At 45.5% G+C, this 23,210-nt stretch carries 22 protein-coding genes; 13 read left to right on the top strand and 9 right to left on the bottom strand.

What is annotated here, in order from left to right; all coding sequences use genetic code 11:
- Window position 1: 1 nt before the first annotated feature.
- Window positions 2-1,495, bottom strand: a complete 1,494-nt coding sequence (locus IMZ38_RS05285) for a carboxypeptidase M32 (protein ID WP_227410964.1) — start codon at window positions 1,493-1,495, stop codon at window positions 2-4.
- 79 nt (window positions 1,496-1,574) lie between these two features.
- Here IMZ38_RS05285 and IMZ38_RS05280 point away from each other — a divergent pair, with 79 nt between their 5' ends.
- The 8 genes from IMZ38_RS05280 to IMZ38_RS05245 all read left to right on the top strand — a co-directional run bounded on the left by IMZ38_RS05280 (window position 1,575) and on the right by IMZ38_RS05245 (window position 9,345).
- Window positions 1,575-2,714 (top strand): sugar phosphate nucleotidyltransferase, encoded by a 1,140-nt coding sequence (locus tag IMZ38_RS05280; RefSeq protein ID WP_193435858.1) that lies wholly within the window; start codon window positions 1,575-1,577, stop codon window positions 2,712-2,714.
- Complete coding sequence (locus tag IMZ38_RS05275) at window positions 2,701-3,942, top strand: phosphohexomutase domain-containing protein (RefSeq protein ID WP_193435857.1); 1,242 nt, start codon at window positions 2,701-2,703, stop codon at window positions 3,940-3,942. The genes IMZ38_RS05280 and IMZ38_RS05275 overlap by 14 nt, the downstream gene beginning before the upstream one ends.
- A 59-nt stretch (window positions 3,943-4,001) precedes the next feature.
- On the top strand, window positions 4,002-5,408 hold the full coding sequence (locus tag IMZ38_RS05270) for an ABC transporter ATP-binding protein (RefSeq protein ID WP_193435856.1): 1,407 nt from the start codon (window positions 4,002-4,004) through the stop codon (window positions 5,406-5,408).
- Window positions 5,405-6,100 carry a CbiQ family ECF transporter T component gene (locus IMZ38_RS05265; protein ID WP_193435855.1) on the top strand — a complete coding sequence of 232 codons (696 nt, stop codon included), beginning with the start codon at window positions 5,405-5,407 and terminating at the stop codon, window positions 6,098-6,100. The genes IMZ38_RS05270 and IMZ38_RS05265 overlap by 4 nt, the downstream gene beginning before the upstream one ends.
- A gap of 71 nt (window positions 6,101-6,171) precedes the next feature.
- Complete coding sequence (locus IMZ38_RS05260) at window positions 6,172-6,720, top strand: ECF transporter S component (protein WP_193435854.1); 549 nt, start codon at window positions 6,172-6,174, stop codon at window positions 6,718-6,720.
- Between the two features lie 42 nt (window positions 6,721-6,762).
- Window positions 6,763-7,782 carry a TIGR00269 family protein gene (locus IMZ38_RS05255; RefSeq protein ID WP_193435853.1) on the top strand — a complete coding sequence of 340 codons (1,020 nt, stop codon included), beginning with the start codon at window positions 6,763-6,765 and terminating at the stop codon, window positions 7,780-7,782.
- A gap of 66 nt (window positions 7,783-7,848) precedes the next feature.
- On the top strand, window positions 7,849-8,547 hold the full coding sequence (locus IMZ38_RS05250; RefSeq protein WP_193435852.1) for a VTT domain-containing protein: 699 nt from the start codon (window positions 7,849-7,851) through the stop codon (window positions 8,545-8,547).
- A 171-nt stretch (window positions 8,548-8,718) separates the two neighbouring features.
- Window positions 8,719-9,345: a mechanosensitive ion channel domain-containing protein gene (locus tag IMZ38_RS05245; protein WP_193435851.1), complete on the top strand. Its 627-nt coding sequence runs from the start codon at window positions 8,719-8,721 to the stop codon at window positions 9,343-9,345.
- 4 nt (window positions 9,346-9,349) lie between these two features.
- On the opposite strand, the gene IMZ38_RS05240 is transcribed toward IMZ38_RS05245, so the two are convergent.
- From IMZ38_RS05240 to IMZ38_RS05230, 3 genes are read right to left on the bottom strand one after another with little or no spacing between them, the layout of a single operon-like run.
- The gene (locus IMZ38_RS05240) at window positions 9,350-10,561 is read right to left on the bottom strand and encodes a hypothetical protein (protein ID WP_193435850.1); all 1,212 of its coding nucleotides are present in this window, start codon (window positions 10,559-10,561) and stop codon (window positions 9,350-9,352) included.
- Window positions 10,562-10,613: 52 nt separating this feature from the next.
- Window positions 10,614-11,519 (bottom strand): protein-tyrosine phosphatase family protein, encoded by a 906-nt coding sequence (locus tag IMZ38_RS05235; protein ID WP_193435849.1) that lies wholly within the window; start codon window positions 11,517-11,519, stop codon window positions 10,614-10,616.
- The gene (locus IMZ38_RS05230; RefSeq protein ID WP_193435848.1) at window positions 11,520-12,512 is read right to left on the bottom strand and encodes a thiamine-phosphate kinase; all 993 of its coding nucleotides are present in this window, start codon (window positions 12,510-12,512) and stop codon (window positions 11,520-11,522) included. It abuts the gene before it with no gap.
- 88 nt (window positions 12,513-12,600) lie between these two features.
- On the opposite strand from IMZ38_RS05230, the gene IMZ38_RS05225 reads away from it, so the two are divergent.
- Complete coding sequence (locus IMZ38_RS05225; RefSeq protein ID WP_193435847.1) at window positions 12,601-14,226, top strand: oligosaccharide flippase family protein; 1,626 nt, start codon at window positions 12,601-12,603, stop codon at window positions 14,224-14,226.
- Here the strand turns inward: IMZ38_RS05225 and IMZ38_RS05220 are convergent.
- A complete protein-coding gene (locus tag IMZ38_RS05220) occupies window positions 14,207-15,424 on the bottom strand; it encodes a molybdopterin molybdotransferase MoeA (protein ID WP_193435846.1) in 1,218 nt (405 codons plus the stop codon). The genes IMZ38_RS05225 and IMZ38_RS05220 overlap by 20 nt on opposite strands.
- Window positions 15,425-15,521: 97 nt before the next feature.
- Here IMZ38_RS05220 and IMZ38_RS05215 point away from each other — a divergent pair, with 97 nt between their 5' ends.
- Entirely contained in the window at window positions 15,522-16,946 is a 1,425-nt protein-coding gene (locus IMZ38_RS05215; protein WP_193436932.1) for an elongator complex protein 3, read from the top strand.
- Window positions 16,947-16,948: 2 nt separating this feature from the next.
- Here the strand turns inward: IMZ38_RS05215 and IMZ38_RS05210 are convergent, their stop codons facing one another.
- The 3 genes from IMZ38_RS05210 to IMZ38_RS05200 all read right to left on the bottom strand — a co-directional run bounded on the left by IMZ38_RS05210 (window position 16,949) and on the right by IMZ38_RS05200 (window position 20,023).
- Window positions 16,949-18,103, bottom strand: coding sequence for an iron-containing alcohol dehydrogenase (locus IMZ38_RS05210; protein WP_227410962.1), 1,155 nt, complete (start codon window positions 18,101-18,103; stop codon window positions 16,949-16,951).
- A 37-nt stretch (window positions 18,104-18,140) separates the two neighbouring features.
- A complete protein-coding gene (locus IMZ38_RS05205; RefSeq protein ID WP_193435845.1) occupies window positions 18,141-19,250 on the bottom strand; it encodes a glycosyltransferase family 2 protein in 1,110 nt (369 codons plus the stop codon).
- A gap of 110 nt (window positions 19,251-19,360) precedes the next feature.
- Window positions 19,361-20,023 carry a hypothetical protein gene (locus IMZ38_RS05200; protein ID WP_227410831.1) on the bottom strand — a complete coding sequence of 221 codons (663 nt, stop codon included), beginning with the start codon at window positions 20,021-20,023 and terminating at the stop codon, window positions 19,361-19,363.
- 109 nt (window positions 20,024-20,132) lie between these two features.
- Here IMZ38_RS05200 and IMZ38_RS05195 point away from each other — a divergent pair, with 109 nt between their 5' ends.
- The 3 genes from IMZ38_RS05195 (at window position 20,133) to IMZ38_RS07370 (ending at window position 22,460) form a co-directional block, all read left to right on the top strand.
- Window positions 20,133-20,360, top strand: coding sequence for a hypothetical protein (locus tag IMZ38_RS05195; protein ID WP_193435844.1), 228 nt, complete (start codon window positions 20,133-20,135; stop codon window positions 20,358-20,360).
- A 73-nt stretch (window positions 20,361-20,433) separates the two neighbouring features.
- Complete coding sequence (locus tag IMZ38_RS05190) at window positions 20,434-22,338, top strand: DNA polymerase domain-containing protein (RefSeq protein ID WP_227410961.1); 1,905 nt, start codon at window positions 20,434-20,436, stop codon at window positions 22,336-22,338.
- On the top strand, window positions 22,335-22,460 hold the full coding sequence (locus IMZ38_RS07370) for a hypothetical protein (protein ID WP_264408960.1): 126 nt from the start codon (window positions 22,335-22,337) through the stop codon (window positions 22,458-22,460). The genes IMZ38_RS05190 and IMZ38_RS07370 overlap by 4 nt, the downstream gene beginning before the upstream one ends.
- Before the next feature lie 25 nt (window positions 22,461-22,485).
- On the opposite strand, the gene IMZ38_RS05185 is transcribed toward IMZ38_RS07370, so the two are convergent.
- Window positions 22,486-23,193, bottom strand: a complete 708-nt coding sequence (locus IMZ38_RS05185; RefSeq protein ID WP_193435842.1) for a DUF2258 domain-containing protein — start codon at window positions 23,191-23,193, stop codon at window positions 22,486-22,488.
- Window positions 23,194-23,210 lie beyond the last annotated feature (17 nt).

Here is a 23,210-nt window from a genome sequence, read left to right as displayed (position 1 = left end):
ACTAGCTCAGATATTTTTCACTCAAATACTTCACTAAATACTCGCTATTGTAGGGTTCTCCAAGCATTTTCTCGAGAAGTTGCTTGGGCGGGTAGGTCGCACCCCATTTGTGAATCCTTTCCTTCTGCCATTCCTGAATCCTGTTAAACTCCCCGGTCCTTACCGCTTCCTCCAGCTTGATCTCCCTGCTCATTGCATCTTTCATCTGCGCGCTTAACAGGTTTCCAAGTGTGTAGGTGGGGAAGTACCCTATGCTACCCATACTCCAGTGAATATCCTGTAGAACTCCCTCCCCGTAAGTCTTAGGCTTAACGCCCAGTAGCTCATCCATTTTACTATTCCACAGCTCCGGTAGGTCATCAACTTTTATCTCGTTGTTCAGCATCAGCATTTCAAGCTCTGCTCTTAGAAGAATATGCATGTTGTAGGTTACCTCGTCAGCGTCAACCCTTATTAGGCTGGGCCTGACCGTGTTGAAGTAGTAGTATATCTCCTCCGGCGTGTACTTCCTCACGAACTCTAAGTGCTCCTTGAGAACAGGGTAGATGAACTCTGTGAAAGACATTGACCTACCCACTATATTCTCCCAGAACCTGCTCTGACCCTCGTGAACACCCAGGCTTACCCCACTCCCTATCGGAGTGTAGGATAATGCCGGGTCTATCTGCAGCTGATAGAGCGCGTGTCCATATTCGTGGATGACGCTGTACATTGTCCTCTTGAAGTCCACCCCTTCATACCTGGTAGTGATCCTGACATCGTGAATGCCCATATCTATTGTGAAGGGGTGGGCTGATACGTCCAGTCTCGCCCTCTTACCTAGTGGGAAGTTAAAGAATTCTAGTATTTTCCTGTTAACAGCCTCCATTTTCGACGGTTCATACGGGACTTTCTCTAATTCATGCTCCCTCGGGTATTTTCCAGCAGTGGTAACCTTAACAATCAGATGCTTCAAGCTGGGTTTCAAACCGTTGAAGAGATTGACAACATCGCTGGTCTTCAACCCCTCTTCATACATGTCGAGTAGGGCATCGTAAGGGTGCTTTTCCCACCCAATGTAATCGGCTGCTTTCCTAGACAGGTCGAATATTTTGGCAAGATAGGGCTTAAACATGTTGAAATCGTTTTTAGACTTTGCCTCTCTCCAAACCACCATGGCTTCCTGGGTGGTTTTCGATAGCTCTGCGACCAACCATGGAGGCAAGGCTTTCATTATTTTAATCTCTCTCTGAAGAACCCTAACTACTCCTTTCTCGAAATCGTTTAACCCTTCTTGCTGACCCGCCTTCTCCACTAATTCGACGAATTCTGGTTTAAGAATCAACTGCTGGTGTAGCAGGCTGATCTCAGCCCTTGCAACCGCCCTGTCCTTAACACCCTCCATCGGCATGTAGGTCTCACTATCCCAGCCCATCAGGCTTGAAGCATGCCCTATAGCCCATATCAACCTGTACTTTTCAAGGATTTCTTTTATCAACGGGTTTTCAAACACAATTTTCACCGATATATTATTGCTAACCTGTGGGATAAAAAGATATTTATAGCGCATTAACGAAAATAACATATTGATTGAAATGCCGACAGCGATTATTCTCGCAGGAGGACTCGGTAGCAGGCTCCATCCTTTGACAAAAACCCTCCCGAAACCTCTTATTCCCTTAGCTGGAAAACCAATTCTGCAGTATATTGTAGATTTGTTGAAAATAAACGGTTTCGACAGGCTCATAGTAGCTGCAAGATATTTAGGCCATCATATAGTTAACTACTATAGTGGTTCTAAGGAGGTAGAGGTATACTTAATAGATTCGAAGGACACTGCTGACGTTCTCAGAATACTCGCAGACATTATTTCTGAGGAGTGTTTTCTGGTGTCGATGGGAGATATCTTGACGAATGCCCCGGTTAAAGAGCTTTACAGGGATCATGTCAGGAACAATGCGATAGCGACCATAGGTTTGAAAGAGGTTGAGAACCCCCTACCTTACGGCTTAGTCTTCCTTGATGAGAGGAGAAGAATAGTCTTATTCACAGAGAAGCCGATTTCGCTGGAGGTTTACCTCCTAAGTGTTGCACACTACAAGTACAGAGTTGAGAGCTCCTACTGGAATCTGGTTAACACAGGCTTCTACATGTTCAACGACGACATATTGACTATATTAAGGGAGAATGAGAGTTTAATGGATTTCGGCAGACACGTTTTCCCTTTCCTGCTCGAGAACGACTATGAGCTTAGAGGCTGGATAATGCCGGCTGAAACCTACTGGAGCGATATCGGAAGAATAGAAACCTACAAGGAGGCAGCATGGGATCTTCTCGATAATAAGGTCTCAGGTGTTCAACTCCCCGGGGTTTTAAAATCCTCCGGTATACGGGTAGGGGGTAACGTTGATCTCAAAGGGGAATTAATACCTCCTGTTTACGTCGGGTCCAACGTTGTTGTTGAGGAAGGGGCTAAAATCGGCCCATACTCGATTCTCGAAGACGGCGTCGTCGTAGGTAGGAATGCTATTGTTCACGAGTCCATAATCTGGCATAGGAGCTTGCTAATGGATGAGTCATACGTTTTCGACTCTATAGTCATGAACAACGTGGTTGTAAAACCCGGCGTTAAAATCGTATCCTCGGTGGTAGGTACAGGTAATGTGGTTTCATCAGACCTTTATAGACAAAAATTAGATGTTATGAACGAGGTGTCACCATATGCTCAGGATTGAGAGGGAGCGGTTTATCGGTAAACCCGTGGATGAGGTTACCTTAGAAGACGTCACAGGCCTTGGAGCCCTGCTTGGAGAATATTTTGGAGGGGAACGCACCCTATTCGTGAGCGGCAGGGATTTCTATCCCGCTTCAAGAATGTTTAAAAGGGCTTTAACAGCGGGCTTGATGAGTAGTGGAGTTGAAGTATTAGATTTCCACGAATCCATTAACGGCGAGATAGCTTTCAGTATTAAAAGGTTCGGGGCAAGAGGAGGATTCAGCATAGTGCAGGATCCTTACAATCCCGTTAAGATAATGATTCGGGTTTTCAAAGCCCCAGGTGTTGAAATAGTTGGCGGAGAACTGGAGAAAATAATTTCGAGGGAGAGAATTCTACAGCAAGGTGAGAAAAAAGTCGGATGGGTTAACTACGCAGAGTACATTCATAAACTATATGTTTCAGCCCTGGCTTCTTTTGTTAAGACGGATGTTATTATTGATGAGAAATTAAGCATTGTCGCAGGCTCATCGAGAGGAGCCCTTGACATTGTTCTACCGGAGCTTTTCACCTCTATAAAAATAGATAGCATAGTTTTCAGCACAAGGAAAATGATCGAGGAACGGACGGGCTATCCCTTGACTAATGAAATGTTGAAAACATCGAGGATTGTTAACGCTTTGAACGCGGATCTGGGAGTGATTTTCAATAATGATGCCTCCTCGATCACCGTTTACACTAAGAAAACAGGATTCCTCCTCCCCGAGGAACTAGGTATTATCCTTCTCTCAAGATACCGCCCAGGCTCTAAAATCCTCATAGATAAATGGTGGAATAGCAAATATGTTGAGGAAGTTGAATCAAACTACAACGTGGTTAAAGCTACTTGTGAAGAAGAGTTTTTCACAAAGCTGAAGAAGGAGCAGCCTGTTCTAGCTTTAAATGGTAAAGGCGAAGTAGTTATCCCGTTGTTCAGCATGGGCTATGACGGTTTATTGGGTTTCATGGCGTTGCTTGAGGCAATCTCATTGGTAAACATGAACATATGGGATAAGATCACTGAGACCAGAGCTAAGCTGGTAGGGGAGCGATCGAGCTGTCTCGATCTCGAAAGCGTTATGAAGATGTGTGTTGAAATGGGCGCTAGGTGTGTGAAGTTTGCTGGAGGCGTACGTGTGGAGAGAAATAATACAATTTACACCTACCTTTACGACCCCAATCAAGACTGCTTCAGAGAATTTGAATGATAACTAATTTATCAAAATATTTATAACAAGTTATCATATTTCATACACATGGGCTTAAAGTGATCACCGCTAAAATAGCTGAGGCAGGGTTCTCGGAGGGTAAACCCATCATTAAAAACATATTGATAGAGAGTTCTAAAGCCTCGGTTACTCTCCTATTGGGTGAGTCAGGTTCGGGTAAGACCACATTATTACTCTCCCTTACTGGTGTCCTCGAATTTCTGCTTAACGGCTACGTGAAAGGGTCAGTGAGAATTGATGATTTGAACCCGCTTGATGGTAATGATTACTTGAGGCTTCCGTCAAAGATAGGCTTTGTAATGCAGGATCCGGAGAAACAGCTTGTAATGCCAACCCCATTTGACGAAGCTGTTTTCACCTTCCAGATGAGAGGATATGATGAAGAGGAGGCTATTAAGAGGGCTCGCGACCTCCTTGCAATAGCGGGGCTCTCAAACAAGATGAATCTTCACATAGAAAACCTTTCAGGTGGAGAGAAGAGGAGGCTGTCGATACTCTTATCAATCATTCACGAGCCACCTGTGCTCATCCTGGATGAACCCTCGGCTTCACTAGATGTTGAAGGTATCAAGATGGTTAGAGAAATTGTGAAGAAGTATAAGGAACGAGACAACACCACAGTTCTCATTGCTGAGCACAAGCCCGTTTTCTACACAGATTTAATAGACAATGCATTTGTCCTTGAGAAAACCGGTTCGAGGAAGGTGGACCTTGAAACACTTTACAAATCCTCCGTGGTAGATATAACTTCGCATCACTGCGTTGAGCAGAATAATGAAAACAGCTCGGTGGGAGAGGTTTTACTTGAAACTTTTGATTTAGACATAGGTTTCGACAAGCCGTTGATTAAAAATATCAATCTTTTAGCCCGCAGGGGCGAAGTAATCGGTATATTAGGTCCTAATGGCTCGGGCAAAACAACATTGTTAAAAACCATCGCTGGGTTTTACAAGCCACTGGCGGGAGAGATTAGAATTGCAGGGAGTACTAGGGTTTTCTATGTTCCACAGAATCCTGACCTTCTTTTCCTATTTAAAACGGTTGAAAAAGAGCTGAAGGAGACGAGTAAGAAAACAGGCTTCACATTTGACGGGTTGGTAGAGCTTATCCCATGGTATCCGAGAGTCAGGGGGCTTAATCCCCACTGGCTCAGCCACGGTCAGAGGCGTTGGTTGAGCATAATTATTGCATATGCTTACTCAAGAGGAGTTATCCTGCTTGATGAGCCGACGACGGGGCTTGATTATGTGAGGTTTAATCATTTGAAAAGACTGGTTGATGAGTTAAAGAGGAAGGGTGTTTCATTCCTGGTGAGCACTCATGATCCCAGGGTTGTTAGTGAAATAGTTGACAGGGCTTACGTGATTGATAATGGAAGACTGGTCGAGGTTGACAAGTGCAAGATTGTGGAGGAATACTACTCGAGAACAGGTGTTTCTGCGTGAGGAAGCCTAGTGTAGCAGTGGTTTTCATCTACGCGCTTATTTTGACAACCCTAGCCTTATTGTTGAAAGAACCGCACAGGATTCTGCCGCTGGTGGTTTTCAATGCGTCTATGTCTCTTATTGTGGGATGGAGGAAGGTCTGGTGGCTCTACTTCTTAATACTTGTGGCTTCAATAGGGATTTTCACAAATGCTTTATTCTTCGCCAATACGGGAGGCACTGTCTTAGACACCGGGTTTTTCGTTGTCAGAGAGAACGCTTTGAAAGGCTTTGTCACGGTAACGTTAAGGGTAATGTTGATCGCGGGGGTTGGAGCTTTCTTCGTGGCATTGTTCGAACCTCTGGAAATAATTAAAGGCTTCACGAGAGAGCTCCGCATGCCGGCATCGATCTCTCTTTCGCTTTCATACGCTCTTAGACTGCTACCTCTTCTCAGGAAGGATTTAGAGGAGATAATGTTCTCCCGGAAGCAGAGGGGTTATAGGAAGAGACCGCTAACCCCGGGCGAACTCTCGAGCACGTTAACAGGGCTACTTCTAGCGGGTTTTGAAAGAGCCCTATGGAGCGGGGTCAGCCTTGAGTTAAGAGGGTTTAGAGACTACAAGCCTGCTCGCGGAATCAGCCTCAACCTGTATGATGTTTTAATCATTGCTGCCTTAATCGCCCAGTTAATTTACGCAACAATTATGTGATAAATCGTTTATCAAAAATTTATAACTCAAGCATTGTTATTTCAACAATGAGAATATTTAAAGGTGGGATTATGAAGGCGTCCAAGCCGTTGGAGGCGAGGAAAACGTACACTGTTATCGACTTCCTGTACTTGGGCGTGATAGCAGTAGTGTTTGCAATACTGTTCACTGTTTGGTGGGATGTCTACTATGCTGTGAAAGCACTACTGGGACCTATCGGGACGAGAATATTAACCTATGGATTATGGTTTATGCCTGTACCCCTTGCCGCTAGCTTGATAAGGAAGCCTTTCTCAGGCTTCCTAGGTGAATTCCTCCCTGCGTTGCTGGAGGCGATTTTCCCTACGCCGGGAGGGATCTATAATTTATACTACGGGATAGCGCAGGGTCTTGCCGGCGAGGCGGGCTACGCGATCTTCAGGTACAAGAAGTACGGGATTCTTCAGGCAGGTATCTCCGGTGCACTACCAGCAATACCTGCTCTAGTCTTAGACGCAATACTGTTCGAAGACATCTATCCATGGAATGAAATGATTCTCCTACTCGCGGCTTTAATGATTAGTGGTGCCTTGTACGGGTTAATAGCTTACGGCGTTGCATCATCGGTTAGGAGGAAGTAGTTATTAGTTTTTTACACAATCCTTTTCCCCATAGGTGTGGAAATGGTAAAATGTAGTTTTTGCGAGCGGAAAGCAGTTTACGTTAACCATCTCAACGGCAAAGCCTACTGTAAGTTGCACTTTATTTCTTATTTTGAGAGAAAAGTTAGAAGAACTATTAGAAAGCATGGAATGCTCGGTGAGAAAGAACATATTGTTGTAGGTGTAAGCGGCGGTAAAGACTCAATGAGCCTGCTCCACCTCCTCCATAAACTTTCAAAAAAGAACAAGAACTGGCGGTTAACAGCAGTCCTGGTTGATGAAGGAATAAGGGGTTATCGTGAAAACACCATTCCCGCACTCAAAACTTATGCCGAGAGAAACATGGTGGAGTATAGAATTGTTTCCTTCAAGGAGTACCTGGGATTCACCCTGGATGAAATAGTTTCAATAGGCAGGGAGAGAGGTCTCCCCTATCTCCCATGCAGTTACTGCGGGGTTTTCAGAAGGTATGTGTTAAACAGGGCTGCGAGAGATGTTGGAGGAACGGTACTGGCTACTGCTCACAATCTAGACGATATTGTGCAAACTTACCTAATGAATATTATAAACAACAGCTGGGATAAGATAGCAAGGCTTAAGCCCGTCGCTGAGAGAGGAGGGCACGAAGGGTTTGTGCCAAGGATAAAGCCTTTCTACGAGGTCTTGGAGAAGGAGTCCGCTATTTATGCGCTGGTTAACGGGCTTGTTCGCCCGGATTACCAGCAGTGCCCGTACGCTGAATACAACATAAGATTTACCATTAGGAAAATCCTCAACGACCTAGAGGAAAAATATCCAGGCACTAAGTACGGGCTTCTCAGAAGCCTCGAGAAAGTGTCAGGTTTAATCGAAAACGCTCAGAAAAACGTCTTGAAATCCTTTGAGACATGCAAGATCTGCGGGGATCCTTCCTCACACCCGATTTGTAAAGCATGTATGTATAGGTTCGAGCTGGGAATTCTATCTTCAGAGGAGTCTTCAAGGGTTAAGTACGTAATTAATGAATATCCATACCTTAGAAAATTCTTAGCTAGATTTTAAGAGTAATTTATAAACTAACACTCTCGTAAAGGATAATTATGATTCTCATGAACGGTGAATTGTTGAATGCTTGATCTTGAATTTTTAAAAGGATTTGGGTTCTTCGGGATTTTCCTAATAAGCTTCATCTCTAACGCTATACCTTACTCTACGATTCCATACTTGTTTTGGCTGATACCGGTTTTCGCCCTATATCAAGGCAATATGTTTGAGTACATCTTACTGATAATTCTATCCTCGCTGGGCGCATCGATGGGGAAGATTGTGGTTTACTTCATAGGTAGGGGTTTTTCAAGGCTTGGAGAGGAATCTAGGATTAAAAGAAACCTCAATATCCTGGCTTCTGAGCACAGTAATGCCTTATTCATCACATTACTATTGTTCACAGCCCTCCCCCTGCCTGACGACGTTATCATCCTCCCTCTGGGATACGCGAAGTATAACATCGTGAAATACACTGTGGCACTGCTCACGGGAAAGATAATTGTAACCTCCCTAGCAGCGTTGTACGGTAAAGGGCTTTCGTTTATTTTCTCAGAATCCCTTAACGTTCCCTTGTGGGTATTCATAATCATTTACCTCTACATTACCCTATTGTTCACGTATTTAGCCGGCTCCATAGACTGGCTTAAGCTAGGAGGGTTGGCAAAAAAGTATGGGGTCCGCCACGCGGTAGCGTACTTCTTGAAATGCATGGCTAACGGTTTTGCAAGGTTTCACCTTCTCCCGCTAAAGTTTCTGAGAAACCGAGTGTTTCACAGGTAACTGATTTAAACGGCTTCAAACGTTATTATTTGTGGGATGAAGAGGAACCCGGGAAAAGAGTTTTAGGCGATGAATAAAATAATGGATAAGCGGGCTCTGACCATTTAATTGGTAATTTTTGAAAATTTTATAACCGAATGATTAACTATATATACTTAAGAGGTGTTGGTAATGAGTCAAACAGATAGCGTTGGGAAAGCTTTGGGAAGAGTAATCCTCTACGCTGTGATAACGATAATCATACTGGCAATAGTCCAATGGGTTTTCACCAGCGGTGTTGAAATCCTTGCTGAAACATTGAACTACGAGGGATTCCTCACATTAAAGGAGTACTCAGTATATGTTTACATAATAGTCCTGTTCATTCTCGGCTGGCTGATAGTGAATGCTGTCGCGTCAATGTTCTACGCTATGATGACTCCTAAGTATGGTGCTTCAACCGGTGCGGCTGTGAGAAGCTTGATCAGGATTCTCGGTCTCGGCGCGTTAGTAGCAGGGATAGCCGGCGGCGTTGCGGGAGGCGCGGCTGGCGTGGCATTAGGAGGCTTCATAGGGTTAGTCGTCGGCTTCGCTACACAGCAAGTTCTAGGGCAGGCGATAGCGGGATTGTTCATATTGCTGGCTAGGCCTTTCAAAATAAACGATGTTGTCGATGTTGCAGGTGAAAGCGAGGTCACTGTTAAGGATATTTCAACATTGTTCACTGTAGTTGAGAGAAAGGATGGTTTAACAGTCCTAGTGCCAAGCACTATGATAATTGGTCAGAAAATCGTGATTAGAAAGAGAGCTGAGAAGTAGTTTTTCAATATAATTCATAATCTTTTTTCCTTAAAGCTAAAACAATTTTCGGTGTTGAAAGCAAAGCTACAAGTGTTAACAGTGCTGTTAAACCGTAAACAGAGTATACAAACCCGGATGTTAAAACCCCGATAAGGCTTGACGCCTCGCTTAGGAGAGAGTAAGTACCGGTCCCATACCCTCCCGTGGATTCAACGTACTGAAGATACAGGTTGCTATCAATAATGCTGTTGGCAAGGTAGAGGAATCCTAGGCTGACTGCTATGGCTGATTCATCCAATCCGGAGACTAAGATAACGTAAACGGTTAAGAGTCTTAACGGAATGGATGCGAGGAAAACGATTTTCCTAGTTATCGCTCCCTGGAACAGTGTGTATAGGATGAAAGCAACGATTTTCCCGATACCGTAGATTTGAAACACCTGGTTTAAGTCAAACCTTAATGTCTTAATGAAATGGTAGGGGAGCGGGGTGAACAAGAACTCGTTACCTATTTTAAAACCCAGCAACCCGATCACTATAAGCCTTATTGATATTGCAGCGGGCTGGAGCATTCTGTAATATGGTATGAAGGATCCGTTGAAGTTTTCGAAAGACGTAAGATTCAAGTATCCGTGCACGCTGGTGATCACTGTTGAAATGTTTCTCTCTATCCTGTTAAGAATTCGCTCTATCTTGAAAACAGGTTCCTTCAATTTCAAAACACCGAGGAAGTAAATTAACAGGGTGATTCCGATAAAGAATTCAAAACCATGGAGGAATAATCCAATAGTAATTCGCGAGATGGAGATTAATAAGACTGCGTCGAATAAAAGAGTATTCCGAGAAATCTTCTTGAAAATGGAACTCCATTCACTGCTCTGGAAGTTTTCGAGAACATACGCGTTTACCCCTATTCGGGTAAAAGAGTAAGCTATGGCGTGGACCATGTAGGAAGCGTAAATTAGCCAGTACTCCCTGTTTTCTACCACAATCATTAAAGAAATCTCTGAGCCCAAAACACCTATGAGTCCAAGAATAATCTGTAACCTGGCAATTCCTTGATCTCCAAGCCTGTTAGCGATTTTAACAAAGAAGACGAACACGATTGTCCACGCGAAATTCAGCAGGCTTAATTCAATAATACTCATTCCTATAATTCTCACTGCTACGATATTTATTAGCAGGTCAAGCAGGTTTAGCAGGGATATCAGCATCGCAGGTGTTAGCAGTCTCAACCCCCTATTACCAATATAGCAGGTGGCATTGTTTTTTAAGGAGTGGCAGAGCTTAGACGTAGTCTAGGTAGTTAGCCCAGGATATGTAAACCTCTTTACCCATGATTTCCTCGATAATGTTTTTCTTGGTCGCCGAAATCTCCACTATTTTCTCGCAATCCCACTTACACAGGACTGTTAAATCAACCTTGCTCTGTGATGAATCGTAAATCGTTAAGACAACCCTGCCATCCTGGAAGATATCTAGCGTATGGGTGAATGATAGAAGTCTCTCTGCTGAGGAGGAGAATTCCAAATCCTTGAATAGTTCTTTCAGCTTTGATTGAATTTTCTGGTCATGGAAGTGTAGCAGGGACTGGGTCAGCAAACCCCTCGACAACGTGTTCTCCATAGATAGATTGTTAAGTAGTTCGATCGTGAACTGGGTGGTCTTAGAGGCGTGGAGAACGGCTTGCGGATCATTAAGGGCGAAAATAATTTTACCATAATTTCTCAGCAACTCTTGCCCGAAACTGTTTACGAGGTTATAGTAGTTTTCAAGCATTAATGCTTGACCCTTGTTTTCGACAGCACCAGGCACTGTTGTTCTTACATGTTTTAACGCGCTGTATAAATCATATCCCTTGTAGATTAAGTATGCAGTCGTAACAAGCCCGCTCCGCCCAATTCCTCCCATACAGTGGACGAGTACTCTGCGAGACTCTCTCAGGTTCTCATCAATGAAGATGCTGGTCCTCAGCAAGTCGAAGAGTTCTAAGGGATGGTAATCAGGTGTGGGAACATGGAGAACTTGGAAGCCGTGGCTCTCTAACATGTCAACATATCTCTCGCTGAGCGGTTGTTCATGCGGCATTGTTAAAACGATGACTGCGTCGAAAACCCTCCTGATATAAGCTAGCTCACTCAGGCTTGGCATAGGTGCTTGGGCAAGCTTGTCCTGGATAATCCATTTAAACATTTAGACCCCATTGCTCCATCCTTTAAATTGATCCCATGATGCGAACGTAAGAGGCTTGTCCTCATAGAAAACTCCTGGCTCCCCCTCTACTACTCTTCCTACCAGCCTGTATGGTATTTGATAGTATTCTAGATCTCTCAAGACATTGCTCAACCCTTCAGGCCTGACCCCGATAACGGCTCCGTACTCCTCCCCACCGCTCATTGCGATCTTAACGATGCATTCCATATCGCCCTGGCACTCATCCATTAGGCTTGGCTCATACAATGGTGGCTGGTGAAGCAGGATCCTTGCATTGCTCTCCGATGAAAGAGTGAGCAGAGTATAGCCTAACCCGTCGCTAACATCCATCGAAGCCGTGATCCAACGGTAGTTTGATGATATAACCACACCTAGCTCCTTGTTTGCCACCGGCCTCTTGGTTTTCTCAACCACCCATTTACGTCTTTGCGCCTCCTCGAGACCTTTTATGGCTGCAAACCCCATTGCACCGTAAACCCCTGTCACAACAATGTAGTCATCCTTTCTCAGCCCTTTTCGAGAAGGAGGTTTCTTAGCCGGTGTGAAACCGATTGTGGCAACAGCTATCCAAGGCTCGCTAGAACTGTTAGTATCCCCGCCGAGGAGTCGAACCCCGTAGTAGTTTACAGCATCTCTTAATCCTTCAGCCAGCATCTTCAACTCTTGCACGGGATAATCTGGAGGCAGTCCAAGAGCTATTAGAACAGCATCCGGCACTCCTCCTTTAACTAATATATCGCTAACGGATCCTGTTATAGCACACCATCCTATGTCGCTTGAATCCCGCCAGGGAAGCCTAAGTTTCTCAATCCCGTATCCATCAATATTGACTATGATTCTGGGGGCTTTTGGAAGCAGGTCCTTGGCATCGTCAGGGTAGGATAATACTTCACCTTTGAACACGCGCGTCCCTACTGTTTTAACAATCTCATCAATAACGTTTCTCTCGCCCAGCTCTCTGAGAGTAGTCATCTATGAATCTAGCCTCCTTATTTTAATACCTTAACCTGTCATTATTAATTAATCAGCTCAATCCAGCCTTGTTCATAGGGTTTGAGTAATGAACGAAGAGCAACTAGGACACGTGTCTTTTCAAGCCATGATTTACGGGTTTGCAACCCTGCTTCAAATCATAATTCAAGTTTTCACAATGATGTATATTTCAAGAATCCTGGGGCCAGAGCTTTACGGATTGTACAATCTCTCCCTGGTTCCCTTGACCTTTCTCCTAATGTTCTCCGACCTAGGCTTCAACGCTGCCTTATTCAGATATTCCTCGATAAGTCATTCAAGGAAAGATTACTGTACCGTTAAAAAAGCATTCCTCTTCACTTCCAAGGTTCTTTTCACACTCAATCTTGGATTATCGCTGTCCTTACTGGTTTTTCCAGGCGAGTTAAGCATTATCTTGACACAGAGAAGCGAGTTATCTAGGTTTGTAATGCTAACTAGTATCACACCTATCGCCTCCGCACTGTTCGGGATGTCGATATCTATTCTAGCTGCTGTTGAGGATGCGGAGAAGAGGGCTCTCCTTCAAGTATTGCAGGGGTTAGTTAGAATCGTATCAGCTGTTTTACTGATTTCAGCTGGCTATTTGTTAGAAGGAGCGGTGGCCTCATACGTTGTAAGCTACATCGTGGTAGCACTCATCGGGGTGTTCTTTGTCAAACCATACATTAAAGGGCCTGATGAGTGTTCCTTGGATAAAATCGAGTATGCAAAATTCGCCCTAAGCATGTTTATTCCAGGTTTTCTAACCGGAATTCTTGGCAGGCTGGTATCTATCAGATTAGCCTACACTACAGCCCCCTTAGGAGAGCTGGGTAACTCCATGTTTGGAAACTTCAACGCTGCATCAGCATTCATAGGGGCTGTTTTATCAATATATGGTTCGCTTGCAACCCCGCTCCTACCTTATCTATCCCATCAGTTAGCCAATGGAAACAATGCGGTGAGATCAGTGGAGAGATTAACAAGCATACTGAATGCTACCCTGCTCCCGCTGTCCGTGTTCGCACTTTTCTTCTCGGACGACGTGATCAGCGTGGTCTATGGGGTCAGATATGGTTTAGCCCCGGGCTACTTTACCTTAATGGGGGTGGCGCTCTTAACCTTCCACATAGGTGTGGTATACTCCGCCTTCTTCCAGGTTATGAATGATAAGAAGATCATCATGTTGAACGGATTAGCCACTTTTGTGTTCGGGGTTGTTTTCCTCGAAATATCTTCATCCTTAATCAGCACAGCAGGCATTGCGTTAACTGTTGGATTATACCAAGTTTTCTCACACATTCTTTACCTTGCCTATGGGATAGCAAAGTATAAGACTCGCATTGAGGCGTTGAAAACACTGAAAACCCTCTTCTCCACCATTATTTCCTGCCTCATATCATATACTATTACTTCAGCGATATCAGGGTTTGTTCCAACTCATACACTGCTCAACCCAATAGGGTTGTTTCTGCTGAGAACAGCATTATTGCTTCTCGCATTCGTGATCACTCTCCAAACATACGTGGTTCTCATGGCTGTTATAGGCGGGCTTGACGAGGTCGATATAGCCTTTATTGAGAAAATGTTTTCCAGAATTAGATTCGTGGGCCGGTTTGTCGATTATCTTGCAAAGGCTTACAAGAAAATCTACTACGCTTTCCGAGCCAGGGCTAGAAGAGAAACACTTTAACAATCTCCCCTTTCTCGTAACCCTCAATGTTCGACGGTATTTCCACATACCCTTGTGAAAAGACAAGCGAGGATAAAACTCCGCTACCTCTTAGCATGTAAGGCTCAGCTATTAACCCATCCTCTCCCATTTTCAACTGGACCCGGATATACGTTTGATAACCAACCTGGTTTGGAAGCCTTCTCGCCAGCTTTGCGAAAGCTACACGCCTATTATAGTTTAACAGGTTAAAAGCCTTCGCAACCGCTCTACGAAATATGACCTCGTAACCAGTCCACGCTGCAACCGGATACCCTGAAAGATGCAGTACTGGCTTTCCATTGATCATGGAACTGCTCGTAGGCCTCCCCGGCCTCATTTTAACCCCTCTGAAAACGAGCCCACCTTTTTTCTCAGCAACCTCGACCACTACATCGCTCTCACTAACCCCTGTACCCCCCAGCGTTAGAACAATATCATTCTCAAGTACAGCCTCCTCTAAAGCCTCCGTTAAAGCCTTCACGTCATCTGGGAAGACTCCATAGTAGGTTACCTTGTAGAATCCATCTTGGATCAGTAACTGGTTGATCAAGACACCTGTCGAATCATAGTATTCACCCTGCTTCCTGGCTAGACCTGGGCTGACGATTTCATTCCCTGTAGATATAACACCTATTCTCAACTCCTCGAAGACTTCCACCGTTTTCAAACCATTACTAGCCATGATAGCGATGTGGAAGGGGTTGAGCACTGTTCCCTTGGGAACTAATATAGAGCCTTTAGCGTAATCCTCTCCTTTTCTCGAAATGTTTCCTCCAACAGGCACCGGCTTTAAAACCAGTATCTTATCCTTCTCTCTCACAGTATCCTCCTTCATAACCACTGAGTCAGCACCACAGGGGATAGGGTTCCCCGTGAATACTTCAAACGCTTCTCCTTTCCCAATACACAAATCTCCCCGTCTATCATGAACAAGCCTCAATTCAACAGGGCTGTACTGAGAGGCGTAGTATGTGTCCTCAGCCACTACCGCGTACCCGTCTACAGCGCTTCTATCCTGGTCAGGGAAGTCGAATTCAGCCTTCACCTCAGAAGCTACAACTCTCCCCAATGCTTCACCTATCCTTAAAGACTCTGTTCGCAGGCTTATCTTTGAAAGAGCTCTCGCAAAAGCTTCTACAGCCGTGTCAACCTCTATTAAATCCCTTAGTATTTTCATCGGGTTAATACCCTTGTTGATAAATGAGTTAGAAATATTAAAATGCTTGAGGGAAATCCCTACCTGGAAACGGGAATTGGAGATGGATGCGGAAGTATTGAGGAAGGTGAGGAAGCCTTCGAGAATGCTGAGCGGTATAACCGTAGTAGCTGTTATGACACACCCTCTCCCATGCCCTGGAAGGTGCTACTATTGTCCAGGCGGAATAGAATATGATGCCCCGAAAAGCTATTTCGGCAACGAGCCCGCTGTGAGAAGAGCTCGCAGGAACAGGTTCCACCCTTTTCACCAGGTTTTTGAGAGGCTGAAGCAGTATGAGGCATTGGGTCATAATCCCAGTAAAATAGAAGTCATCATCATGGGGGGCACTTTCCTCGCTCTTCCCGATACTTATAAGAAATGGTTTATAACTAGCGTGTACGAGGCTTTCAACAGGTATCCGGTGAGGATTCCACCCTGGAGGATTGAACTGGAGAATGCGCTGCTCAGAAACGAGACTGCACCATTGAGAGTTGTAGGCTTAACTATTGAGACAAGGCCGGATTACGGTAGGGAGGAGCACGCTGATGAAATGCTCTCCTACGGGGCCACCAAGGTTGAGCTAGGTGTTCAAAGCATATATGATGATGTTCTTCAAAGAATCAACCGGGGACACAGCGTCAAAGATAGTGTTGAATCCACAAGAATATTGAGGGATGCTGGTTTCAAAATATGCTATCACGTGATGCTCGGCCTCCCCGGCAGCGATTTCGATAGGGATTTAGAGATGATTAAAACCTTGTTTGAAAACCCTGATTTCCGCCCGGACATGCTCAAAATATATCCTACCGAAGTAATCGAGGGCACGAGACTCTACGAATGGTGGAGGCAGGGCCTATACAAACCCTATCATGATGATGAAGTCGTAGAGCTTGTCAGCGAGGCGTACAGGTATATTCCCGAGTATGTTAGGGTGATGAGGATTAGAAGAGATATTCCAGCTGACGAGGTCGCAGACGGGACTAAGAAAGCTAATCTCAGAGAATTAGTGGAGAGTAGAGCCGTCGAGAAGGGCGTGTTGATAAAGGAGATAAGGTTTCGGGAGGTAGGGCTTAGATGTTACAAGCACGGGTTGACTCCTGATCCCTCGCGAACCAGGATTAAAAGGCTTACTTATGAAGCGGGAGGAGGGATTGAGGAATTCTTAAGCGTGGAAGACCCTGAGCTGAACATAATTATCGGTTTCCTCAGAATGCGGATCCCTAGCGAGAAAGCCCATAGATGGGAGGTAGATCACAATACCGCGATAATAAGGGAGCTTCACGTGTATGGTCCTGAAACCCCTGTCGGGGACAGGGGTTACTGGTGGCAGCATGTTGGATGGGGCAGGAAGCTGATGAGTGAAGCGGAGAGAATTGCCTCGGAGGAGTATGGGGCTAGGAAGATTCTTGTCATAAGCGGGATAGGAGCTAGAGAGTACTACAGGAGGCTAGGGTATTTCAGACCTCCGGAGAGTCCTTACATGTGGAAAATCCTATCATGAACCTATAGGGCGTCCAGAATAATATCCTTGAGGACATCCTCGCTCACATTTACCGGCGTTGTTTTATACCTTTCTCTGATTATTCTCAGAGTGTAAGCTACGATGCCGGGTATGTCATCTAGCCCGAAGCCGTAGTCGCTCAGCTTCCTCTTCAAGCCAAGCCTGTTCTGAAACTCCCTGACCGCTACATAGGCTTTCTCAGCATCTCCAGACAAGGGTCTTATAGAGGGATCTATATGTTTCAATATAATCGCGGAGTCCTCGGGGACTGCTTTATGGACATGGTATATGATTCTTGGACCGAGAATGGCGAGGCCCTCCCCGTGTGGAAGTCTAGGGTTTAAGCCGGAGAAGGTATGCTCTAACGCGTGGTTTAGATGCGTTAACGCTATGTCAATACTTATTCCTGCAATCATCGACGCGTAAAGTAGCCTAGACCTTAGCTCGAGCGACTTCATGTTTGAAAGAGCCTCTGGTAAGGTTTTAACAATAATCCCGGCGGCCTCGCTTGAAAGAGTCTGCACAAACATGTTCGTGTACAATGAGGTTGCGGACTCGTATGCGTGGTAGAAGGCGTCGAGAGATGTGAACAATGTTTGATCTCTTGGAAGAGTTAATGTAAACCTGGGATCATCTATCGATACCTCAGGATATCTGGCTGTGAAACCTCTTTTCTCCCCTGTTTCCTCGAAGGTGAGTACTGCGTACCGGTCTATTTCGCTACCTGTTCCATGCGTTAAATTAACAGCCGCCAGCGGCAGGGTGTTTTCGGGCTTGACGCCTTTTACAAGCTCGGTAGGTGACAAATTACTCTTCACCAGTATGGAAACAGTTTTCGCAACATCTATCACGCTCCCTCCGCCTATTGCTATGATAGAGTCAACCCTTTCCTTCCTAAACAGTTCTGCGCAGGATACGGCTTGTGATGCGTAGGGATTTGGTGTTACATCGCTGTATGGAACGTGGACAATGCTATGTCTCGACAGTATTTCAAGCACTTCTTGCAGGGCACCCGAGTTTTTCGCAGCCGTCCTGCTCATTACTAATCCCACTACTTGTTTACCGTGAACCCAGGTCTCCAGGTTTCCAATAGATTTCTCGCCAAAGAACAGGGTGGTGTCAGCATATTTGAGTTTAAACTTTTTCAAAGGTGTCACCATTTCAGAATCCACCCTGAGTTTTAAGATTGTTTTATCAGTTTTTATCAATAACCACGAAATCGTTCACATTGATTAATCCATAAACCCTTGAGGAAGCCTCTATGAAGCCGAAGAAGGGGACAAGGAGGAGCATGTAGGGTTTTCCAGACCTGTATACTCCATAGGTGTAGGATGTTAAGTAGTAGAGACTCCCAGGTATCAGCACCCATATCAGGCCCATGTAAGCTAGCAAGGGCCCTATTAGAAGGGTTGAGACAAAGTTGAAACTCCATATCACCGAGCGGAAGCCCACTATAAGCTTCATGGGAACAGGGCTGTATTTAATATCTGACAGCATCCCCTTGAACCATCGTCCACGCTGTTTCACCAGGTCTCTCAGGCTGTTCGGGCTTTTAATAGAGACTCTTGTACCCGACTGCCATGTTTTATATCCCTTCTTAATCAGCTCCGTGGCAAACCTGAAATCCTCTGTTATCGATTTGAACGTGAAGCCTACTTCCCTGAGAACCCTTCCCTTAACTATTAACAGCTCCCCGTGCAACCCTAGCAGGGGGCGTGAAACCAGCCCGGTGAAAAACCTGTAGAGTGTTAAATCATCAACATACCTTATCCAGTCCATAACGTAGGCTATTTTGCTTCTCCCAGGCCTAGGGAGTAATATGCCGTTTCCTGCTGCGAAACCCTTTTCCTCGTAGTAAGGTATTTCGTAAAGGAAGGATTCGTCAAGGATTAGATTGTCATCATCTATGAACACGTACCACTTCTCATCGTCCACCTGGTTCTCGATGAAATAGCTTAGGGCGCGCCCCTTCCCCACAAGGTCTCTCCGGTAGGAGGCTGGGACGATAACCAGGTTCAGCGACCTGATTGATTTCAAAGTATTGGTTAAAGGCGCTCCTTCATCTATGACTACTGTGAGTTTTCCAAACTTCTTCAAGTGGTACCTTACTACTTCGAGAAGGCTGTTCTTAACCTTTTCATCAGCTTTCGAGACAACTACTATTTCATAATTAGTTGACTTAAACAAGCTTTTCCGAGGCTTGTATAAGAAGTATGCAACACCTCCAGCCACTGTTATGGAGACGTAAACCAACCATAGACCCGCTACGACCTCGACAACATTGTCTAGTAGTTCTGACCCCACTTTAACGTCATCTCTACGTCATGGGTTTTCACAGCAATCACTAAGCTAATTATAATAATGACGGCTTAGTTTAAAACCATGACTAGTGTTGGGTGAGGACCGGGGAATAGTCAGCTCCTAATCCAGGCTAGAAGGCTTCTAGAACCCCTTGCCACTACCCCTGCTTCAAGAAGTCTCTCCGAAAAAACCCTTACTCCCTCGTTTTTAACAGGGTGTTTAACGATTTGCGACACAACCCTGCCGTTTCTTCTCATAACCCTCACGATGATCTTAACAGCATGGTGGTGCATGCTACCGCCTTCCGGCATGAAATACCCGTATCTTGAAACAGTGTTGAAGATTACTACTTGGTTGAACACGGATATTCTCGATAAAAGCCCCGTTATCCTGGTTGCTTCACTGTATTTCGAGGGATCGCTGGGCAGGTAGTTGTAAGGGAACACTAGGACTACCACGGAGTCTTTTTCAGCGGCAAGGTCTTCCAGGATTTTCACAGTATCGTTCAACCTGAAGGATCTGGAAACCATTATATTGTCCATCCTGCACTCGAATATTCTGCACAGCCTCACGAGGAGAGGGGTGTGGAGCCCTCCGAACTCCACGTTGTGGACCAGGTAGACCCTGCTCGAAGAGCTTCGCGAAGCAATAGTGTAGTGGATCAGTGGGAAGAGGATTGAGGGATCGCCGTAGAACTCGATGCTCCAGTGTTTTTCAACAGGGCTAACCAATTCGTCCAATGGCTTAAAGCCTGTTACTCTCATTTCATCATCCAAGAAGTATGTGATGCATAAACACGAGAGGGGTTGCCGAAACTATTCCGCAGGCTTTCCACGGGCCCAGTTATTTAAACATTCAGCTAAGGGATTTCTAAAAAGGGGTTTAATGGGCCGTAGCACTCCGTCTCTCTGGATTAGCGTGAGCGAGTATGTTGAGAGGTTGAGGAAGGTTTCCGAGATGCTTCCGATGGATGAGAAAGAAGGGGTCCTGCGCTTCCTCGAGGATTTAGAATCTACAATCTCTCTCTGCATGCACACCGGTGTCGCAGACCCGCTCGAAGTCTTATTCATCCACTTGATAAGAAAGATGAATAAGGAGTGCGAGAGTCGCTAGGGTTTCGGGAAACTTTCGCCCAACTCCCTGCTAGAAGCCAGGGCTTAAAATTCAGGGTTGCTTATTGAGCAGAATGTGGCTTCTGGATGCTTCGATAAGGGAGGACAAGGTCGTTCTATCCCTTTACGATGAGGAAAACCATACTGTAAGAGAGCATGAGACAGAACTGGTCTTCCACGGATACATAGTTTCCGAAAACCCGGTCATGCTGGCGGAAGAGATCAGTAATTTAGACGGGGTTGTCTCAACCTGGGTTGAGAAGTTTAGGATCCCGCCCTACTATGTTGACACGGTGGATGTCGTAGTGTTTAAGACTAAGAGCTACAGGCTGTTGAGGAAGCTGTTGAACCAGGGCGTTAACAAGGGTTTGAAACCGGTGAACAACTACCCTCACCCGCTGGTCGAGGCCCTGTACAGGGCTGGAATGCGCCCTCTAACAAGAGTGAACACTGGTGGAAACAAAGGTCTAGCCACGGTCGAGTGGAATCCTGCTGACAAAGATCCCGTGGTAGACTATGTGGTGCTACGTGTAGAGCACGGATATTTCGTAGCTGAAACCCCGGGCGGCGGGAACCGCTTCTGGAGGTTGGAGGATGTTGCAGACTTCATAGCTTCCAACAAGTTCCTCCTAGCGTTCACAGACGAGTTCATCTACACGCGGCTTCTAGAGGTAGAGCCCCGTCTAGCCCGTAAAGTGTGTAGATGGATTACCGGGGGAGGCTTCCACCCATCAGAATACTTCGAATGGAGCAGGCTGAGCTACACGCCATTAAGCATGATGGGCAGTATCAGCATAGGCAAGATCCTTACCACGCTGGAAGCGTTGCTTGCAAGGGATAGGAAGCTTCTAGTGGATAAAACATACGGGAGGAGAGAGCCTTGGAGAACCATTAGGGAGCTACTGGTTTACGACAGGGGAGGAGTGGTCTACCAGCCTAAGCCGGGGCTTTACTGGGGGGTTTGCCAAGTAGATTTCAAAAGCCTATACCCAAGCATAATAGTCAAGTATAATATTTCAGGCGAGACTGTTGACAAGCCCTCCTGCTCAAGCAGAGCCAGCTTCCACTGGTCACCCCACACCGTATGCATGGATGAGGAGGGAATTGTCCCCGGGAGTATTCGGAGACTGATAGAGTTAAAGGAGCTTTACGATGAGCTTTGGAAGAAGACCGGTGAGGAGCTTTACGAGCATAGGAAGAGTGCTGTGAAATGGATACTTGTCGCCAGCTTCGGGTACTTGGGCTACAGGAACAGCTTGTTCGGCTCGGTGATGGCGCATGAATTAGTCACGAGCACGAGCAGGGAGTTGATGAAACGTGCCAGGCTGGTTGCGGAGAGAAAAGGTTACAGAGTTATCCATGCAATAGTTGACAGCGTGTTCATCCAAGGAGTTGCATCCCCTGACGAGTGCATTATGGTTAAGGACTTGATCGAGGATGCAACAGGCTTCAAGGCTAAGGTTGAGGCTTACTACATCTGGCTCTACATACCATGGGATGTAAAGGGTTTGAGAGGTGTTGCTAACAGGTATTATGGATTACTGTCCAGCGGAGGGTTGAAAGCCAAGGGTATAATGATGGTTAGGAGGGACACGCCAATCCTTGTTAAAGAAGCCCAGTATGAGGCTTTACAGGAGTTGTCGAAAGCTGTGAAGCCGGCTGAAATGGTTCCACTGCTTGCAAGAGCACACGCGATCATAGACTCCTACGTTGAAAAACTCAGGAAGGGCGTTTTCAACACTCTCGACCTGGTGATATCGCGTAGCGCCAGGGGAGGAGGCTACGTGAGGCCGCCGAGCTATGTTTTCGAAGGAGAACCTCCTTACAGGGTGGTGTATGTTTCGGGAAAACTGCGTTTTCTGAGAAGGATGGAGCAGTCAATGATTGATGTAAACAAGTATATTGAATTGCTGGAGGGAGCTAGGGCGGAGCTTCCCAGTAAAAAAGATGTTGAATCATGCCTGGTGAGCAATAAGTGAGAACCTACTGCTTCTTCTCTCCTTCCTTCTTCTTCTCCTCTCCTGAAGTCTTCTTCTTACAAGGCATGTTCCCACCTTATCTTATAATACTAATTGAACAGTATTTAAACAAGAAGGTTTGAAAATTTAAAAAACCTGTGAAATAAGCTACTCCTCTACTCCCTCAGGCTTCTCAATATGCTTCAGCAAAGCCTTCTCCCGAATCATATTAATTATCTTCAATGCTTCAGAATACTCTACATGTATCCCTTTCTTCGTGACAGCTGAGAGCTCATCTTGAAGAGCCTGTTCAACCGTTTTACCGTCCAAAGTTATCTTCGTCTTTTCATAAATCAACGGATTGGGTTGGAGCACACCAGCTTTTTTCAACACAATAGTGTTCTCATCAACTCCCAGGACTAGTGCAGCTCCAACCTCCTCGTGATCCAGCTTAACAAGATAAACGTCATCACCATCCATGGTTGTGGCAATCTTTTCAACCACGTAGTTGATGGGCTTAGCAACTATTTCAGATATCATGGTGATTAAGTGTTCAATATGCTTCTTAACCTCTTCCTTGGGAAGCTGCTTGTAAACCTCTATATCCAAGGTCTCCCATTTCCACAAAATCCTGCGCCCTTCCTCATCGACGTCGAACTCTATTCTAAGCCTGATAACATCGGTTTTATCGATCTTCAAATCCACCGTGAAAAGGTGGTAGAGCGCCCTGTTCAGCTTCCCTATTTCATCGTTGATGATCCTACCCCATTCCCTATCTTTCTTTACAAGTGGTTGAAGTAAAGCGTAAAGGGCTCTACGCGTTTTGGTAGCGTATACTGCTGCGGGGATTAAGCCAGTATTTATCTTACTAGTCAACTCGCCCCCACTTAGAT

This window comes from Thermosphaera aggregans, assembly GCF_014962245.1.
In the GTDB taxonomy this organism is placed as follows: domain Archaea; phylum Thermoproteota; class Thermoprotei_A; order Sulfolobales; family Desulfurococcaceae; genus Thermosphaera; species Thermosphaera chiliense.
This window is presented reverse-complemented; position numbering and strand designations above follow the sequence as displayed.

Bases quoted from the DNA above. Each gene is read 5' to 3' on its own strand.
- IMZ38_RS05280 (WP_193435858.1), top strand. From the start codon at position 1,575: ATGCCGACAGCGATTATTCTCGCAGGAGGACTCGGTAGCAGGCTCCAT.
- IMZ38_RS05275 (WP_193435857.1), top strand. From the start codon at position 2,701: ATGCTCAGGATTGAGAGGGAGCGGTTTATCGGTAAACCCGTGGATGAG.
- IMZ38_RS05260 (WP_193435854.1), top strand. From the start codon at position 6,172: ATGAAGGCGTCCAAGCCGTTGGAGGCGAGGAAAACGTACACTGTTATC.
- IMZ38_RS05255 (WP_193435853.1), top strand. From the start codon at position 6,763: ATGGTAAAATGTAGTTTTTGCGAGCGGAAAGCAGTTTACGTTAACCAT.
- IMZ38_RS05250 (WP_193435852.1), top strand. From the start codon at position 7,849: ATGCTTGATCTTGAATTTTTAAAAGGATTTGGGTTCTTCGGGATTTTC.
- IMZ38_RS05245 (WP_193435851.1), top strand. From the start codon at position 8,719: ATGAGTCAAACAGATAGCGTTGGGAAAGCTTTGGGAAGAGTAATCCTC.
- IMZ38_RS05235 (WP_193435849.1), bottom strand. From the start codon at position 11,519: ATGTTTAAATGGATTATCCAGGACAAGCTTGCCCAAGCACCTATGCCA.
- IMZ38_RS05230 (WP_193435848.1), bottom strand. From the start codon at position 12,512: ATGACTACTCTCAGAGAGCTGGGCGAGAGAAACGTTATTGATGAGATT.
- IMZ38_RS05225 (WP_193435847.1), top strand. From the start codon at position 12,601: ATGAACGAAGAGCAACTAGGACACGTGTCTTTTCAAGCCATGATTTAC.
- IMZ38_RS05220 (WP_193435846.1), bottom strand. From the start codon at position 15,424: ATGAAAATACTAAGGGATTTAATAGAGGTTGACACGGCTGTAGAAGCT.
- IMZ38_RS05195 (WP_193435844.1), top strand. From the start codon at position 20,133: ATGGGCCGTAGCACTCCGTCTCTCTGGATTAGCGTGAGCGAGTATGTT.
- IMZ38_RS05190 (WP_227410961.1), top strand. From the start codon at position 20,434: ATGTGGCTTCTGGATGCTTCGATAAGGGAGGACAAGGTCGTTCTATCC.